This window comes from Spelaeicoccus albus (assembly GCF_013409065.1).
GTDB lineage: Bacteria > Actinomycetota > Actinomycetes > Actinomycetales > Brevibacteriaceae > Spelaeicoccus > Spelaeicoccus albus.
In genome coordinates, this window is record NZ_JACBZP010000001.1 from 3,832,443 (window position 1) to 3,847,948 (window position 15,506).

Sequence of the window (15,506 nt, forward strand, 5' to 3'; positions counted from 1 at the left end):
GAGCCGGCGCCACTGTTTGTTCGGGGCCTGAGTCACAGCATGCAGGAGACGCAGCCTTCGACCTCGGTGCCGTCCAGCGCCAGCTGACGCAGACGGATGTAGTAGATCGTCTTGATGCCCTTGCGCCATGCGTAGATCTGCGCCTTGTTGATATCCCTGGTCGTGGCGGTGTCCATGAAGAACAGCGTCAGCGACAGACCTTGGTCCACGTGCTGCGTCGCTTCGGCATACGTATCGATGATCTTCTTGTAGCCGATCTCGTACGCGTCCTGGTAGTAGTCCAGATTCTCGTTCGTCAAGAAGGGGGCCGGGTAATAGACGCGGCCGATCTTGCCTTCCTTGCGGATTTCGATCTTCGAGGCGACCGGGTGGATCGACGAGGTCGAGTTGTTGATGTACGAGATCGATCCCGTCGGCGGCACGGCCTGCAGGTTCTGGTTGTAGATGCCGTGTTCCATCACCGACGCCTTCAGGTCGAGCCAGTCCTGCTGGGTCGGAATGTCGATCTTGGCCGCCTCGAACAACTCGCGCACGCGCTCGGTGCGAGGAGCCCATTCCTGCTCGGTGTACTTGTCGAAGTATTCACCGCTGGCATACTTCGACTTCTCGAATCCGCCGAATGTTTCGCCGCGTTCGATGGCAATGCTGTTCGACGCCCGAAGTGCGTGGTACACGACCGAATAAAAGTACATATTCGTGAAGTCCAGGCCCTCTTCGCTTCCGTAGTGGATGCGTTCGCGGGCGAGGTAGCCGTGCAAGTTCATCTGGCCGAGGCCGATCGCATGCGAGGAGTCGTTGCCCCGCTCGATCGAGGGCACCGAACCGATATGACTCATATCGGACACGGCCGTCAGACCGCGGATTGCGGTCTCGATCGTTTTACCGAAGTCGGGCGAATCCATCGTCATGGCGATATTGAGCGAGCCGAGATTGCACGAGATGTCCTTGCCGACCTCCGCGTACGACAGATCGTCGTTATAGGTCGTCGGCTTCGACACCTGCAGGATCTCCGAGCACAGGTTGCTCATGGTGATCTTGCCGTCGATCGGGTTCGCCCGGTTCACAGTGTCTTCGTACATGATGTACGGGTATCCGGACTCGAACTGGATCTCGGCGAGCGTCTGGAAGAATTCGCGGGCCTTGATCTTGCTCTTCTTGATGCGTGCGTCATCGACCATCTCGTAGTACTTCTCGGTGACCGACACGTCGGTGAACGGTATGCCGTACACCTTTTCGACGTCGTACGGCGAGAACAGGTACATATCCTCGTCGTTCTTCGCCAACTCGAACGTGATGTCCGGGATCACGACGCCGAGCGAGAGAGTCTTGATGCGGATCTTCTCGTCCGCGTTCTCGCGTTTGGTGTCCAGGAACTTGTAAATGTCCGGGTGATGGGCGTGCAGATAAACGGCGCCGGCACCCTGGCGCGCGCCGAGTTGATTGGCGTACGAGAACGAATCCTCAAGGAGCTTCATCACGGGAATGACGCCGGACGACTGGTTTTCGATCTGCTTGATCGGAGCGCCGACTTCGCGGATGTTCGTCAGGCTGAAGGCCACGCCGCCGCCGCGCTTGGACAGTTGCAACGCCGAGTTGATCGAACGGCCGATCGATTCCATATTGTCTTCGATACGCAACAGGAAGCAGGAGACGAGTTCGCCGCGCTGCTTCTTGCCGGCGTTGAGGAACGTCGGCGTGGCCGGCTGGAAGCGGCCGGAAACTATCGCGTCAACGAGTTCTCGGGCCAAAGTCTCATCGCCCCGGGCCAGCGACAACGCAACCATGCAGACGCGGTCTTCGTAACGCTCGAGATAGCGTTTGCCGTCGAACGTCTTCAGTGTGTACGAGGTATAGAACTTGAAGGCGCCCAAGAATGTCTGGAAGCGGAACTTCTTCGAGTAGGCGAAGTCGACCAGTTCACGGATGAAGTTCATCGAGTACTGGTCGAGCACCTCCCGCTCGTAGTACTCGTGCTTCAGCAAGTAGTCCAGCCGCTCGTCCAGGTCGTGGAAGAACACGGTGTTCTGGTTGACGTGCTGCAGGAAGTACTGATGCGCCGCCTCACGGTCGGCTTCGAACTGAATCTTGCCGTCCTTGCCGTAGAGGTTCAGCATCGCGTTGAGCGCGTGGTAATCCAGCCCCTCGTCCAGCTTCGTCTGCACTACATCGCGCTGAGCAACTGTCGTTTCCAAAACTTGTCCAATCCTTCGTCTACCGCACGGAGATCCTCGTCAGTCCCCATGAGTTCAAACCGATAAAGCGGCGGTACCGAGCATTTCGCCGAGATGATGTCGACGGCCCGGCAGTAATGCGCTCCGAAATTCGTGTTCCCGGCGCCGATCACGCCCCGCAGCAGCCCGCGGTTCTCGGGAACGTTGAGAAACTTGATGACCTGTTTGGGTACCGCTCCCCCGCGTTGATGCCCCCCGCCGTAGGTGGGCGTCAACAAGACGAACGGTTCGTCCACGTGCAGTGTCTCGTCGCCCGTCATGAGCGGCAGCCGCAGAGCGGGCCTACCCAGACGCTCGATGAACCGGTGCGTATTACCGGAGACACTGGAAAAGTAGACGATCTCAGTCATGTCATCGACCTAAGCGACGCCCCGGGCCGATCCGGAACCGGCCGCAATAGCCGCGATCTTATCGGGGCGAAAGCCCGACCAGTGATCATTGTCGGTGACCACAACGGGAGCTTGCATGTAGCCCATCGCCTTGACGACGTCGAGAGCATTCAGGTCTTCACTGATGTCGACCGTCTTATAAGAGATGCCCTTGCCGTCGAGCGCGCGGTAGGTGGCATTGCACTGCACGCACGCCGGCTTCGAATAGACCGTGACCGCCATTGCTTCCTCTTTCTCTCCGCGGACCCTCCGGCGTTTCCCGCCCGAAGCCCCGCTTCTTCTGCCCGTCAAAAGGCTTGGAACCATCATTCTTGCCCCTGCCACCGACAGTCCCCCGGCGTCGTCCGGTACCCCGTCCGGGGCGGCCGACCGACGATAAGTCAGATCCGTTCGTGGCCGAAGCCTGCCGATCATGTCCAAGCGAGCTATGACCACATAACTACTATATCTTGTGACGTGTTGATCAGCTACCCCTAGATCATGTGTTACATCACTGTCGTTTGCAAGTATCGACACCGACGGATTTCCCCACCCGAAAGTGGAAATTCATACACAGGGGGTGTGAATAACATCGTTGTAAGCCCACGACCTGCGCAAACGATCTCGGAGAAATCGTCACCGCTGTGGACGACCTGTGGACGACACGAAAAAATACCCGACCCGACACGCCGGAGTGTGCCTTTAATCGGCGGATAGAAAATTCACGGCCGAAGTCCGAGCCGCTCGATGTTCGATAATTTGACCGGCTGGTCAGACAGAAATTTTCGCGCGCTCTTTCGATGTCGCGGCGCCCCGGTGGTTGCTTGGACGCGGCGTCCGGGATCGCCGAAGAAGCCGGACGACGCGCGGCGCGCACCAGCGCTCGACTGCGGCATATGTGCGGTCGCTGATGAAGATGACGTCGGCGGCGACCATGGTCAAGGAAAACAGTCCCAGCCCCATGAACAGCCCGATTCCGACGTGCATGGCCAGGATTCCCAAAAGCCCGATGACACGCGTCCACCGCACGAGTAACAGCAGCGGAAAGAAGATCTGGATGAACACCGAGAAATATGTCACGACGCCGACCATGAAGCCGCCCGACACGAGAAGGTCGTTGACCCACGGCCAGGGCATGAATTTGTCGACCTGCAGCGGGTAATAGATCGCAGTGCCCCGCTCCCACAGATTGCCTTGGACCTTCGAGAGCCCAGCCGTGACATAAATGATGAACAGTTGGTAAGCGATTGCGATGAGCGCCAGGTTGTTCAACGTGTTCGGAAGCCATTGCGGGAGACTCCACGCCTTTGCAGATTTCCCGGCCGCGAGACGCCGGGCATGCCGGCGAGCGTCCAACGACCAATGCCTCGACATGTCGGTGAAGCAGAAATAGAAAAGCATGATCCGAAACGCGTTGTCCGCCTGATCGGTCGACGTCGGACCTGCCGCGACGAGGCTGATGTAGAGGTAGAGCGCGGCGATTGCGAACGTGCGTGTATGCCATCCGATGATGAGCGCAATTCCGACGGCCGCCAAGATCAACAGTTTGATCGTCAGAGCCCACCCCGGTTCCGTTGGCGAGAAGAAGCCGAACACGGGGCCCCACGAGTCGTCGACACGCAACGGAGCGGCCCATCCGGATGCGTCACCCCAAATGTATTGACGGTAAGGGAAGTTGACCAGCACGGTCAGCACGAGGACGACGCCGTACACGATGCGCGCGACCGACGTCCCGTACCCTCCGTGCTTCGTATCAAGCAGCCATCCTTCGGCGCGCTTGTACGTTCCGGAGGACCACGCGATCGCGCGGTCGATCAAATCGCCGAAGCTCGCAGAAGCAGCGTCGTTGCCGTCGTCGGTGTGTTTCATCGATTGCCTGCCTTGGCTCCGTACATGCGGTTGATAGTTGTGCTGTCGACGTTTTTGACGTCGCTCACCGGCCGCCAACCGGTCATGATGTACGTCGACTGGGCGTGATAATCGTCGTCCAGCCGATCGTCATATGGAGGCACTGGCGTGTTGATCGTGCGTATTTGGACACGGTCGATGTGTTCACCCCATCGTGCTTCGGCAACTGCCGAGGCAAGCGCGTTGACCGCGCGCGCGTTCGATATGAAGGTCGCGACGTCGGGGCTCGCCTCCGATCCGCCGGCCAGTCGATTGCGCAGGGCGCTGCTCCACGACGGGTTTTTATAACTAGTCCCGACTGCAGCCTGTCCGTCGTCGTTCAATTTGTCGAATGCGCTCCGGTAGTGGGACATGAGCTGAAAGTTCGTCAGGTAAAGCCGTGACGGCAACAAGTGATGTTTGATGGCCATGTCGACGTCACGGCCGGAAATGCTATACCACTGCGTCGGCTCATCCGTCCCTGGTTTCGTGGCACGCACGTCGAACGAGGTATTCGAGCGGATCGGGTTCGGTGCGAAGACCGACCAGCTCTGACCGAACATCGGCAGCATGTACGAATTCAAGGTGGTGGCTCCGACGACATTGCGGATCGGGCTGGAGCCGCTCGACCAGATGAAGCCGGCAAGCATATGCCATGCCAAAGCTGCTGCGAGAAGGGCGGCGACGAGCCGGACGTACCAGCGCCGTCGTCCGGAGTGTTGACCGCCGGCTGCGCGATGTGTGAGTGGCATGTGAAGAGGTACTTTCAAATCGTTGTGTCACAACGGCGGAAGGTGCGCCGGCCGTGTGGACCGGCGCACCATCGCCATTGCGTTGCTCGCACCATGTGCGAGCTACACCTGAATTACTCGGACTTCAGGTGCTTGCGGCGTCGCGCTGCAACGAGTGCGGCTCCGCCGATGACGAGCAACAGCAAACCGATTCCGGCCGGCAACAGGTCAAGACCCGTTCGCGGAAGCGGACTACCACTACTGGCCGTTCCAGGATCCGTAGCCTGGGCTGCAGCTGTCGACACACTCACCGTGCTCGAGTCGCTGCCGGCCGTGGTTCCGGCATTGCTGCCCGCGGAGGTCGCGGCCTCGGAGTCGCCGCCGGCAGTCCCACCATCGATCACCCGGAACTTGGTGTCGCGGTTCGGCGGAAGAACTTCACCGGAATCGGCTCCGACAACCGAAACGTAATGCTGACCCAGATCGGCACCCTTGAGCACTTTGAACGCGAACTGGACGTTTCCATCCGCGTCCGCGGTCTGCGGGGTCAGCTTGAAGGGTTCGGAGTGAACTGTAGCGTTCACGGTTTCACCCTTTTCGAACCCGCTTGCGGTAACCACCTGAACTTTGTCACTACCGCGAACGATAGTGGGGTATTTGATGGTTGCCTTGAGCACGTTCGACGCTTCGGTGCCTGTCGACTCCGACTCGGTGTCGGTCGCAGACGCGGAATCCGAACCGTCAGTCGCGGTCGCGGTGTCCGTGTCGGACGCCGTCGCCGTACCAGCCGTATCGGTAGCCGTATCGGTCGCAGACGCCGTCGCGGTACCAGCTGTATCCGTGGCCGTGGCCGTGTCCGTGTCGGACGCGGTCGCAGTGCCGGCAGTAGCCGTGGCCGTATCGGTCGCAGACGCCGTGGCCGTACCAGCTGTATCCGTGGCGGTATCCGTGTCAGACGCCGTGGCCGTACCAGCTGTATCCGTCGCGGTATCCGTATCGGACGCCGTCGCCGTACCAGCCGTATCCGTGGCCGTATCGGTCGCAGACGCCGTGGCCGTACCAGCTGTATCCGTCGCGGCGGTATCCGTATCGGACGCCGTCGCCGTACCAGCCGTATCCGTGTCGGACGCGGTGGCCGTGTCCGTGTCGGACGCGGTCGCGGTGCCGGCTGTATCCGTGGCCGTATCGGTCGCAGACGCCGTCGCCGTACCGGCAGTATCCGTGTCGGACGCGGTCGCAGTGCCGGCTGTATCCGTGGCCGTATCGGTCGCAGACGCCGTCGCCGTACCAGCTGTATCCGTCGCGGTGTCCGTATCGGACGCCGTCGCCGTACCAGCCGTATCCGTGTCGGACGCGGTCGCAGTGCCGGCTGTATCCGTGGCCGTATCGGTCGCAGACGCCGTCGCCGTACCAGCTGTATCCGTCGCGGCGGTATCCGTATCGGACGCCGTCGCCGTACCAGCCGTATCCGTGTCGGACGCGGTGGCCGTGTCAGACGCGGTGGCCGTGTCCGTATCAGACGCCGTGTCCGTGTCCGTGTCGGACGCGGTCGCGGTGCCGGCAGTATCCGTGGCCGTATCGGTCGCAGACGCCGTGGCCGTGCCCGCGGTATCCGTCGCGGTATCCGTGTCAGACGCCGTCGCCGTGCCGGCAGTGTCCGTCGCGGTATCCGTGTCAGATGCCGTCGCCGTGCCGGCGGTATCCGTCGCGGTGTCCGTGTCGGACGCCGTCGCCGTGCCGGCGGTATCCGTCGCGGTGTCCGTGTCGGACGCCGTCGCGGTACCAGCCGTGTCCGTCGCGGTATCCGTATCGGACGCCGTGGCCGTGTCCGTGTCGGACGCGGTCGCGGTGTCCGTATCAGACGCCGTATCCGTACCAGCCGTATCCGTGGCCGTGTCCGTATCAGACGCGGTCGCAGTGCCGGCAGTATCCGTGGCCGTATCGGTCGCAGACGCCGTGGCCGTGTCGGACGCCGTCGCCGTCGCCGTACCAGCCGTATCCGTCGCGGTATCCGTGTCGGACGCCGTATCCGTACCGGCGGTATCCGTACCGGCGGTATCCGTACCGGCAGTATCCGTGGCCGAAGTGCTTTCGGTCCCGGGGTTCGTTGCCGATCCGCCATCGTCGCTCACTGAAACGGTATCTTCTGCCGTCAGCCCATCATCCGTAGAGCCCGTCACGGTCAGGTCGCCTGGCGGCGTCCCGTCCGGAACGGTAGCTGAGTCCGTGAAGTCACCGTTCTCATCCGTGGTGACTTCATTTGTGGCAATGACATTTCCGTCGCTGTCGGTGTACGTCACTGTGACGTCGGTGTTCGGCGGCCAGCCTTGGCTAGTCACGTCGACCGGGTTGCCCGGGTCTACCGTCTCCGGTGTCGCCGTCAGAGTTGGCTCGTACGTTGCATCAGCGACTCGTACAGTCGATGAGGCAAGGTTGACGTTGACCGCGTCGGCGTTCGGCAGCAAACTCAGGCTCAGCGCTCGGACCGTGAACGATTTCGCACCCAAATCACCCGTTTCGGGCTGTTCGTTAACCGTCAGCTGGACGATGTTGCTCAAAACGCCGCTCAAAACCGGATTGAGCGAGTCAACAACTGGATCGATGACGCCATTCAAGGTGGCCGGCAAGTTCTCCCCGGCCGTATCGAGAACACCCTTCACTAGCGGCTTCAGCGGCGTGAGTAGCTGCTTGCCCAACGGCTTGACGAGCAAGTCAATGAGGTCGCCAACATGAAGCCCGGCTAGGCTCAAATCCGTATCGATTTTTGGGTCGTTGCCGCTGGTCCCGGCGAAGTCGCCAAGCGAGCCCTTGACCGTAATGTTGCCGCTTCCAATGGTGCCGACAATCGGAGCAGCGACTTTAGCCGGCAAGTTGACATTGAGACTCACATCATTCAACGAGTCTTCAATAGTCGTCTGCAACTTGCCCGTAATGCTGCCAAGCGCACTTGCAACGCCCTGCGTGATTTTCTTGATCGTCGCAGAGGACAAAACTTGGGTGTTCGGGTCGAGACCGTTAAGCCCATCGGTACCGTTCACCAATTTGGCCAGGTCGACGGAAATCTGCCCCGACTTCAAGTCGACGGTCAGCAGGCCGTCGTTTGACACCAATGGGGTGTTGACGAGATTAGTGACGACTCCATCGAGAGCCTTGCCAACATTAACCGTCGCGGTGGCCGGGCCGGCTGAAAGCTGACCCACACCTACGTCGATGTTCAAAGCAACGTTCTTCAGCACTTTCTGGATGTCGCCGTCTGACCCAATTGTCTTGTCCAGGCTGGTTCCGACACCGTTAACGGTGGTCGTGAGCTGCGAAGACAGCCCCGAAACTGCGTTGCTGTGGATGTTCAGCTTGCCGTTGGCGACTTCGTATGACGATGTCGGCGCGTCCGTGCCGGTCTGCTCGGCCGTCGAGGCCAGAGCGCCGAGTTCGAGGCCGACCTGATCGACGATTTTGTCGCTCAGGTTGTCGACATTCAGCTGTGACAACAGATCGGTGAGATTCACCGATGCATTGCGCTGGCCCCCATCCGGATTGCTGACCTCGATTGCGCCCTTATTCGTGACGGCACCGGACGCCGCTTTCGAATGATTCGCCTGGTCGGAGACCGAATACGAGTTCAACGTACCGGCTTCCCCGAGATCAAGCAGACCGGAGCCGCCCGGCGACGTGATCAGCGGCAAGGTCAGCGAACCGACGTCCAATTTGAGCGAATCCAACGCGCCGACGTTAAGCGCCGCGCTGTTGGCACCCGGGTCACTCGGATTTCCGCTGCTCGCCGTCCCAATATCCGCTAGCTGGGTTTCAAGGACATCGGAACCAACTACTTGGCCGAGCCCTTCTGACATATCACTCGGAGAAGCGCTCGCCGCAGTAACCGGGACCAAATATGCCGTAACGCCAAGCGTTAAGGCACCAGTGAGACCAATTGCCTTGGAAAGACGCTTTCTCGGAGCACGCTTTTGGCGCATTGCTCTCCTATGGGAAAGAGTCTTGCCACCGGGGTGGCGGGCGCGAACCCCCTGTTTGCGCCCGAACCCAGTTAACCAGAATTATGACGAAACTCTCAGGAACTCAGGATTTGTTATAGTCCCGTGACGCAAACCGTGGCAATTTTGTGTCCAGTAATCGTTATCTTACCCACATGTACGCGCACTTTAAGTCTGTTGAATGACGTTTAATGCTATTTGACCATGATTATGAAACGTTTGGAACGTCTCAGCATATGATCAGAAATCTGTGTGCGCTACAGGTTCGTGCAGAACTCGATTACGCTCAAATCGCAGTACCCCTCTTGCACGCATCCTCAGCAGAAAGGCAAACCAATGGCAGCAAGCTACGATTATTTTCTCTCCTGCGACACGAACCAAGCGCGGCTCGCCCTGGGCCAGGCATTCGAAAAGCTCGGCTACACGGTGACCGGGACCCCGAAAGGCGGTTTGCTCGCCAAACGCGGCAGCACCAAGAAGACCGTCTGGCTCGGGGCCCTGGCCGGTAAGGATTTCGCTATCAGCCTGGTCACCGAGTTCTTCGACCACCCGGACGGTTCACTCGTAGCACGCGTGAGCCGCGATATGGCCGGCGGAGCCCTCAAAGGCGGTGCTATCGGCGCCTCGAAAGCGAATAACGCCTACGCCGATGCAGTCAACTCCGTTCAGCAGGACTTACAACAGGCGGGCGTTCTCAAAGGCGTGGCGAACAACACCTGACGTCGCACTCGCGTGCGTGCCGTTTCGATACACGTACACGCAACGGGGGCCTCACGCTTTGCGTGAGGCCCCCGTCTCTTCGGTGGAGGTGGGGGGAATCGAACCCCCGTCCGCTGGCACTTTGTCAGGACTTCTCCGGGTGCAGTCTGCTGTGCGTTTTCTCAGTCCCGGCGCTCTAGCAGACGTGTCGCCGACAGACTCAGTTACGTAAAAGTCCCAGCCGGCCCCGTAACATGACCGACCAGCAGTGGCTTCCTAGCTGACGTTAGACCCCGAGGCGGAAGCAACCCCGGACTAACGGATTACGCAGCTCGCTTAGGCAGCGAGGGCGAAATCGGTGCGATTAGATTTGGCACCTATATTTTTGCAGAGGGCGTTTACGAGATAACTCTGCGTTCTCGACCCGCTTCTCCTGACGCAATGACCGGCGTCGAAACCGATCACCCCCATATTTATTTACCAACTCGACAAGCCCGTCGAAAGCGCGTGCCCACCGGAGTACAACTCTATGCCAGACCAACGCCGCCGGGCCAATCATTTGTTCCCAATTTGTTCCAGTGGGAGACGCCGGGTCGCGCTACCTGTGCGCCCGCAGTGACATTGCCCGTTGGGCCTCTCGCGCGTCCTGCTTTTCCCGCAACGCTTGCCGCTTGTCGTATTCGCGCTTGCCCTTGGCCAGCGCGATCTCGACCTTGGCCCGCCCATCCAGGAAATACAGTTGTAGCGGGATCAGCGTGCGTCCCGACTCGCGCAGTTTTCCGGCGATCTTATCGATCTCGTGCGCGTGCAGCAGCAGCTTGCGCCGTCGTCGCGACGTGTGATTATTCCAGGTGCCTTGCGTGTACTCGGGAATATGCACACCCTCGAGCCACACTTCACCTTGAAACACCAGCGCGTATCCGTCGACGAGCGATGCCCTGCCCATGCGCAGCGATTTCACTTCGGTACCTGTCAGCACCATGCCGGCTTCGAACGTGTCTTCAATCAGGAAGTCGTGCCGCGCTCGCCGATTGGTGGCGACCACCTTGCGGCCCTGTTCTTTGGGCATGGCTTCCCTCCCCTGCATTCAGGATGTCGTCGGATCCGCACCGGTCATCGAGTTCCCGGCCCCGGCGCGGACTATCAATTCTACGCTGCCGCGTCGACGGAAGTCACACGGTTTTCTTGCCTGGCCGCCGATCGTCCCGCTTGCCGGGCCGCCGCCGTCCGGCCTACAGCCAGTTCAGCGGATTGGTGTACTGCCCGTTCCGCAGAACTTCGAAGTGCAGATGGCACCCGGTCGACCAGCCGGTTGTTCCGGACACCGAGATGGCTTGACCGCGAGAAACACGCTGTCCGGCATGGACCAGGAGCCGCGAGTTGTGCTTGTACGCTGTCGCCAACTGGCCGCCATGCACGGATCCGTGATTGATCACGACTTCGTTCCCGGCGCCGATGCGGTAGCCGGCGGACATCACTCTGCCGGGTGCCGCAGCATGCACCGTCGTGCCGCACGGTACTCCGAAATCGGTGCCGGCGTGCAGCTTCCGCGTGTGATAGATCGGGTGGTATCGCCAGCCGAAATTCGACGTGACCGGATAGCCGGGGGCCGGGTTCTGCAAATAGCTGTTCGACGACGAGGACCCCGAGGACGAGCCGGAATCCGCATAATGCTTCGCCCGCCGGTCGGCGCGCTGCTGCTTGAGAATCTTGGCGGCCAGGGCCTTTTGCTGCTTGCGTTCGGCGCTGAGCCGGTTCTTCGTCTTCGACTTCGCCGCAGCGAGCGTGGCGGATTCCTTCTTGGTGGTGGCCACCAACGCCGTCAGGTCGGCAGCGACCTCTTCAGCCTTGCGCTGCGCAGCTTCACGCACCACGACGTGAGCCGCCGACTCCTTCTTCAACTCGGCGACCTTGGCGCGTACTGCCACCAGCCGCGCACGCGCATTACGCTGTACGGCGCGGTCTTCTTCCAACTGACGCAGCACGTTCGATTGGGCTTGCACGGCCGAGCTGACCATCGTCACGGCTCCGACCATGTCATCCCCGTGAGCGGCCTGCAGCCAGATCGCCGTGTTCGACGACACTCCCCCGTTGCGGTAAGCCCGCCTGGCCATTTTGGCCACCCCGCTGCGATTCTTCTCGATCGACGCCTGCGACTCCTTCAAATCATCCGTCGCCTGCTGTTGCGCCGTCTTTGCTTCCGCGAGCCGGCTTGCCAGTTTGCGATCCTTCTCCTTGGCCGCTTCGAGCTTCGATTGGGCCACGGCCACGGCGCTGCGCGCATCCGGCAATCGCTTTTTCGCGTCCTGAAGCTTCGCATACGACGTGGCCAGCTCCTTGGACAAATCCTCGAACCGGTTCATCAGGCTCTTCACCTTTTGATCAGTGCGAGATTTTTGGTCCTGGACGTCGTCCTGTGCCGCCGCCGGCGCGGCGAAACTACCCAGCGCCATGCTCACGCCGAGCAGGCAAGCCGCCACTTTGCGCCACGCCATCCGCCTCACACCTTCAAGTATCGACGCAAAGTGACGACCGAGGAGATCGCGGCGACGAGAATTCCCAAGACGAGTAGGCCGGGGGCGACCCACAAGACATCGGTGGTTCCAATCAGCGAGAACGAAGTCACACGATTGCGTAGCCAGTTTTCGACGAAATAATGCACGAGGGCCCACAGCGCCCCCGAGGCAAGGACGGCCCCGATAGCGGCCGCGATCACCCCCTCGAGCACGAACGGCAATTGAATGAAGCCGTTCGATGCCCCGACGAGTCTCATGATGCCCGTTTCTCTACGTCTGGAGAACGCAGACAATCGGATAGTGGTGCCGACCAGCAGGATGGCGCACACCAGCATGATCACCGCCACGCCGAGCGACACTGCCGTCGCCACATTCATCAACGAGAAGAGCTGATCGAGCCATTCGTTCTGATCCTGCACCTCTTCGACGCCGGGCTGCGAGGCGAAGTATTCCCGGATGATTTCGTACTTCTCCGGGTCGACAAGCTTCACGCGGAACGACTCCGGCAGTTGCTTCGGCGTCACGGTGCCTTCCAAGGACGTTCCCTTGAACTGCTCCTGGAAGTGCTTGTACGCCTCCGACTGATTCTCGAAGTACACCTTCTCGACGTACGGCTTGAGCTCATCGGAGTTCAACGCGTTCGCGATCGTCTTCTTTTGGGCATCCGTGGCCGCGCCGGAAGTGCACGATGGTGATTCGGACTGATCCATGCACAGGTAGATGGCCACCTGCACCTTTTCGTACCAGAAGTTCTTCATGTGCGAGATCTGCACCTGAAGCAACGCCGCCGCCCCCACAAATGTCAGAGACACGAACGTCACGAGGATGACCGAGACCACCATGGAAAAGTTGCGGCGCAGCCCCGCGCCGATTTCACTTAAAACAAATTGGAATCTCATTGCACCGACCCATAGGTGCCGGACTCGTCGTCCCGCACGATTTCACCGTCCACCAGTTCGACGACGCGTTTGCGCAACGCATTGACGATCTCGTCATCGTGGGTGGCCATCACGACTGTCGTTCCCGAGCGATTGATCCTCTCGAGGATTTTCGTGATTCCCATACTGGTGACCGGGTCGAGATTTCCGGTCGGTTCGTCGGCCAGCAGGATGCCGGGCCGGTTGACGAAGGCGCGCGCGATCGCCACCCGCTGTTGCTCGCCGCCCGAGAGCTCATGCGGCATTCTCTTGCCCTTGCCGTCGAGACCGACGGTCTTCAGGACGTCGGGCACCGTTTCCTTGATGGCCCCGCGCGATCGGCCGATCACCTGTAGGGCGAAAGCAACGTTTTCAAATACCGTCTTATTCGGCAGCAGCCGGAAATCCTGGAACACGGTCCCGACGTTGCGACGCAGGTGCGGAACCTTCCAGTTCGGGATCGAGTCGACGTCCTGCCCGGCCACCAGTACTCGTCCGGAGGTGGCTTGCTCCTCCTTGAGGACCAGCCGGATGAACGTCGACTTGCCGGAGCCGGAGGCGCCGACCAGGAACACGAACTCGCCGCGTTCTACATCAAGATTCACGTTTTTCAGCGCCGGCCGAGCTTTCCGACCGTACTGTTTCGTGACCTTTTCAAATCTAATCACAGGGGAAGTTGTGGTCAGGCTAGGCGGCAGTGTGCGGCTTCCGACCCGGCGAGTGAGGAGACCGCACGCGCCCGGTTGCTCGGCCGCGTGAGCGTGAACTCAGCGGACTGACCACTCCCGAGTCTAAAGACCGCACACTCGGGCGTACGGTCTTTACCGACTTCCCGCGTGTCGCGGGCCCTCGACGCCGAACTTCGCGCCGAGCGGCCGCCGTTTCGCGCCCGTCAGGCGTCCGCGGATTGCTGTTCTTGTTCCTTGCGCCAGCGAATCCCCGCTTCGAGGAACCCCTCGATGTCCCCGTCGAACACGGCCGACGGATTGTTGACTTCGTAGCCGGTGCGCAGGTCTTTGACCATTTGGTACGGATGGGTCACGTAGGAGCGCATTTGGTCGCCCCAGGAGGCCTTGACGTCGCCGGCCAACTGTTTCTTGGTGGCTTCTTCCTCGCGGCGTTTGAGTTCGAGCAGTCGAGATTGCAGCACGCGCATCCCGGCGGCCCGATTCTGGATCTGGGACTTCTCGTTCTGCATGCTCACGACGGTGCCGGTCGGGATATGGGTGATGCGCACTGCCGAGTCGGTCGTGTTGACGCTTTGCCCGCCCGGCCCCGATGAGCGGAACACGTCGATGCGCAGATCGTTCTCGGGGATCTCGATATGGTCGGTGGTCTCGATCAGGGGCACGACCTCGACGGCGGCGAACGAGGTCTGCCGCCTACCTTGATTGTCGAACGGGCTAATGCGCACCAACCGGTGCGTGCCGGCCTCGACGGACAGGGTCCCATACGCGTACGGCGCCGAGATTTGGAAGGTCGCCGATTTCAATCCGGCTTCCTCGGCGTAGGACGTGTCGAGCACCTCCCGGCCGTAATCCTTGCGCTCGGCCCAGCGTAGGTACATCCGCATGAGCATTTCGGCGAAGTCGGCCGCATCGACGCCACCGGCGCCCGACCTGATCGTGACGACGGCGTCGCGTTCGTCGTACGGGCCGGACAACAGCGTGGCGATTTCGAGATCGCCCAACTCACGGCGGAGCGTCTCGACCTCTTTCACGGCGTCAGCCATCGCGTCTTGATCGCCGTCGTCGCCGGCCAGCTCGGCAAGTAGTTCGGCATCGTCGATACGACCTTCGAACTTCTCGAGCCGTTCGAGGGCCGACTGCTTGTGCGACAGCTTGCTCGTCACCTTTTGCGCGGCCTCGGGATCGTCCCACAAATGCGGCGACGCCGCTTCGTCGGTGAGCTCGGCGACTTCCTGGCGCAGCACGTCGACGTTGCTGGCCAGGCGGATGGACTCGAAGGTGCTGCGCAGCGAGCTAATTTCAGAGGCAAAATCAAAAGCGACCATGATGATTTTCAGGTTACGGCAGTCGCGGCTCGATCCGCGAATGGTGGCCGTTTCCTCCCGCAAAACGCGGCGCCGCGGCGAGAACGCGCCGTCATGACTTCGCGTTCCTGACGGGGGTGCGCGTTTTACCGAGGGCGGGCGTAGGGTGGATTCC

The 15,506-nt window shown here is 60.8% G+C and carries 12 protein-coding genes and 1 other RNA gene; 1 reads left to right on the forward strand and 12 read right to left on the reverse strand.

Annotated elements, in window-relative coordinates:
* Positions 1 to 32: 32 nt before the first annotated feature.
* The 6 genes from nrdE to BJY26_RS17775 form a co-directional block, all read right to left on the reverse strand.
* Positions 33 to 2,192: a class 1b ribonucleoside-diphosphate reductase subunit alpha gene (nrdE, locus tag BJY26_RS17750; RefSeq protein WP_269151146.1), complete on the reverse strand. Its 2,160-nt coding sequence runs from the start codon at positions 2,190 to 2,192 to the stop codon at positions 33 to 35.
* Positions 2,162 to 2,581, reverse strand: a complete 420-nt coding sequence (gene nrdI / locus BJY26_RS17755; protein WP_179429502.1) for a class Ib ribonucleoside-diphosphate reductase assembly flavoprotein NrdI — start codon at positions 2,579 to 2,581, stop codon at positions 2,162 to 2,164. Before nrdI ends, nrdE begins: the two co-directional genes overlap by 31 nt.
* A gap of 9 nt (positions 2,582 to 2,590) precedes the next feature.
* Positions 2,591 to 2,842 (reverse strand): glutaredoxin-like protein NrdH, encoded by a 252-nt coding sequence (gene nrdH, locus BJY26_RS17760; RefSeq protein WP_179429503.1) that lies wholly within the window; start codon positions 2,840 to 2,842, stop codon positions 2,591 to 2,593.
* A gap of 528 nt (positions 2,843 to 3,370) precedes the next feature.
* Positions 3,371 to 4,468, reverse strand: a complete 1,098-nt coding sequence (locus tag BJY26_RS17765; RefSeq protein WP_179429504.1) for an HTTM domain-containing protein — start codon at positions 4,466 to 4,468, stop codon at positions 3,371 to 3,373.
* Positions 4,465 to 5,238, reverse strand: a complete 774-nt coding sequence (locus BJY26_RS17770) for a DUF5819 family protein (protein WP_179429505.1) — start codon at positions 5,236 to 5,238, stop codon at positions 4,465 to 4,467. Before BJY26_RS17770 ends, BJY26_RS17765 begins: the two co-directional genes overlap by 4 nt.
* A gap of 113 nt (positions 5,239 to 5,351) precedes the next feature.
* Entirely contained in the window at positions 5,352 to 9,188 is a 3,837-nt protein-coding gene (locus tag BJY26_RS17775; protein WP_342354691.1) for a choice-of-anchor G family protein, read from the reverse strand.
* A 270-nt stretch (positions 9,189 to 9,458) separates the two neighbouring features.
* Between BJY26_RS17775 and BJY26_RS17780 the strand changes: the two genes are divergently transcribed.
* Positions 9,459 to 9,926, forward strand: coding sequence for a hypothetical protein (locus BJY26_RS17780; RefSeq protein WP_179429507.1), 468 nt, complete (start codon positions 9,459 to 9,461; stop codon positions 9,924 to 9,926).
* 80 nt (positions 9,927 to 10,006) lie between these two features.
* Here the strand turns inward: BJY26_RS17780 and ssrA are convergent.
* The 6 genes from ssrA to prfB all read right to left on the reverse strand — a co-directional run bounded on the left by ssrA (position 10,007) and on the right by prfB (position 15,352).
* Positions 10,007 to 10,374, reverse strand: a transfer-messenger RNA (tmRNA) gene (gene ssrA / locus BJY26_RS17785).
* A gap of 129 nt (positions 10,375 to 10,503) precedes the next feature.
* Entirely contained in the window at positions 10,504 to 10,974 is a 471-nt protein-coding gene (smpB, locus tag BJY26_RS17790) for an SsrA-binding protein SmpB (RefSeq protein ID WP_179429508.1), read from the reverse strand.
* Between the two features lie 163 nt (positions 10,975 to 11,137).
* A complete protein-coding gene (locus BJY26_RS17795; RefSeq protein ID WP_179429509.1) occupies positions 11,138 to 12,400 on the reverse strand; it encodes a peptidoglycan DD-metalloendopeptidase family protein in 1,263 nt (420 codons plus the stop codon).
* 5 nt (positions 12,401 to 12,405) lie between these two features.
* The gene (gene ftsX, locus BJY26_RS17800; protein ID WP_179429510.1) at positions 12,406 to 13,320 is read right to left on the reverse strand and encodes a permease-like cell division protein FtsX; all 915 of its coding nucleotides are present in this window, start codon (positions 13,318 to 13,320) and stop codon (positions 12,406 to 12,408) included.
* Positions 13,317 to 14,006: a cell division ATP-binding protein FtsE gene (gene ftsE, locus BJY26_RS17805; RefSeq protein WP_179429511.1), complete on the reverse strand. Its 690-nt coding sequence runs from the start codon at positions 14,004 to 14,006 to the stop codon at positions 13,317 to 13,319. Before ftsE ends, ftsX begins: the two co-directional genes overlap by 4 nt.
* Positions 14,007 to 14,230: 224 nt before the next feature.
* A complete protein-coding gene (prfB, locus tag BJY26_RS17810) occupies positions 14,231 to 15,352 on the reverse strand; it encodes a peptide chain release factor 2 (RefSeq protein ID WP_179429512.1) in 1,122 nt (373 codons plus the stop codon).
* Positions 15,353 to 15,506: the final 154 nt, after the last annotated feature.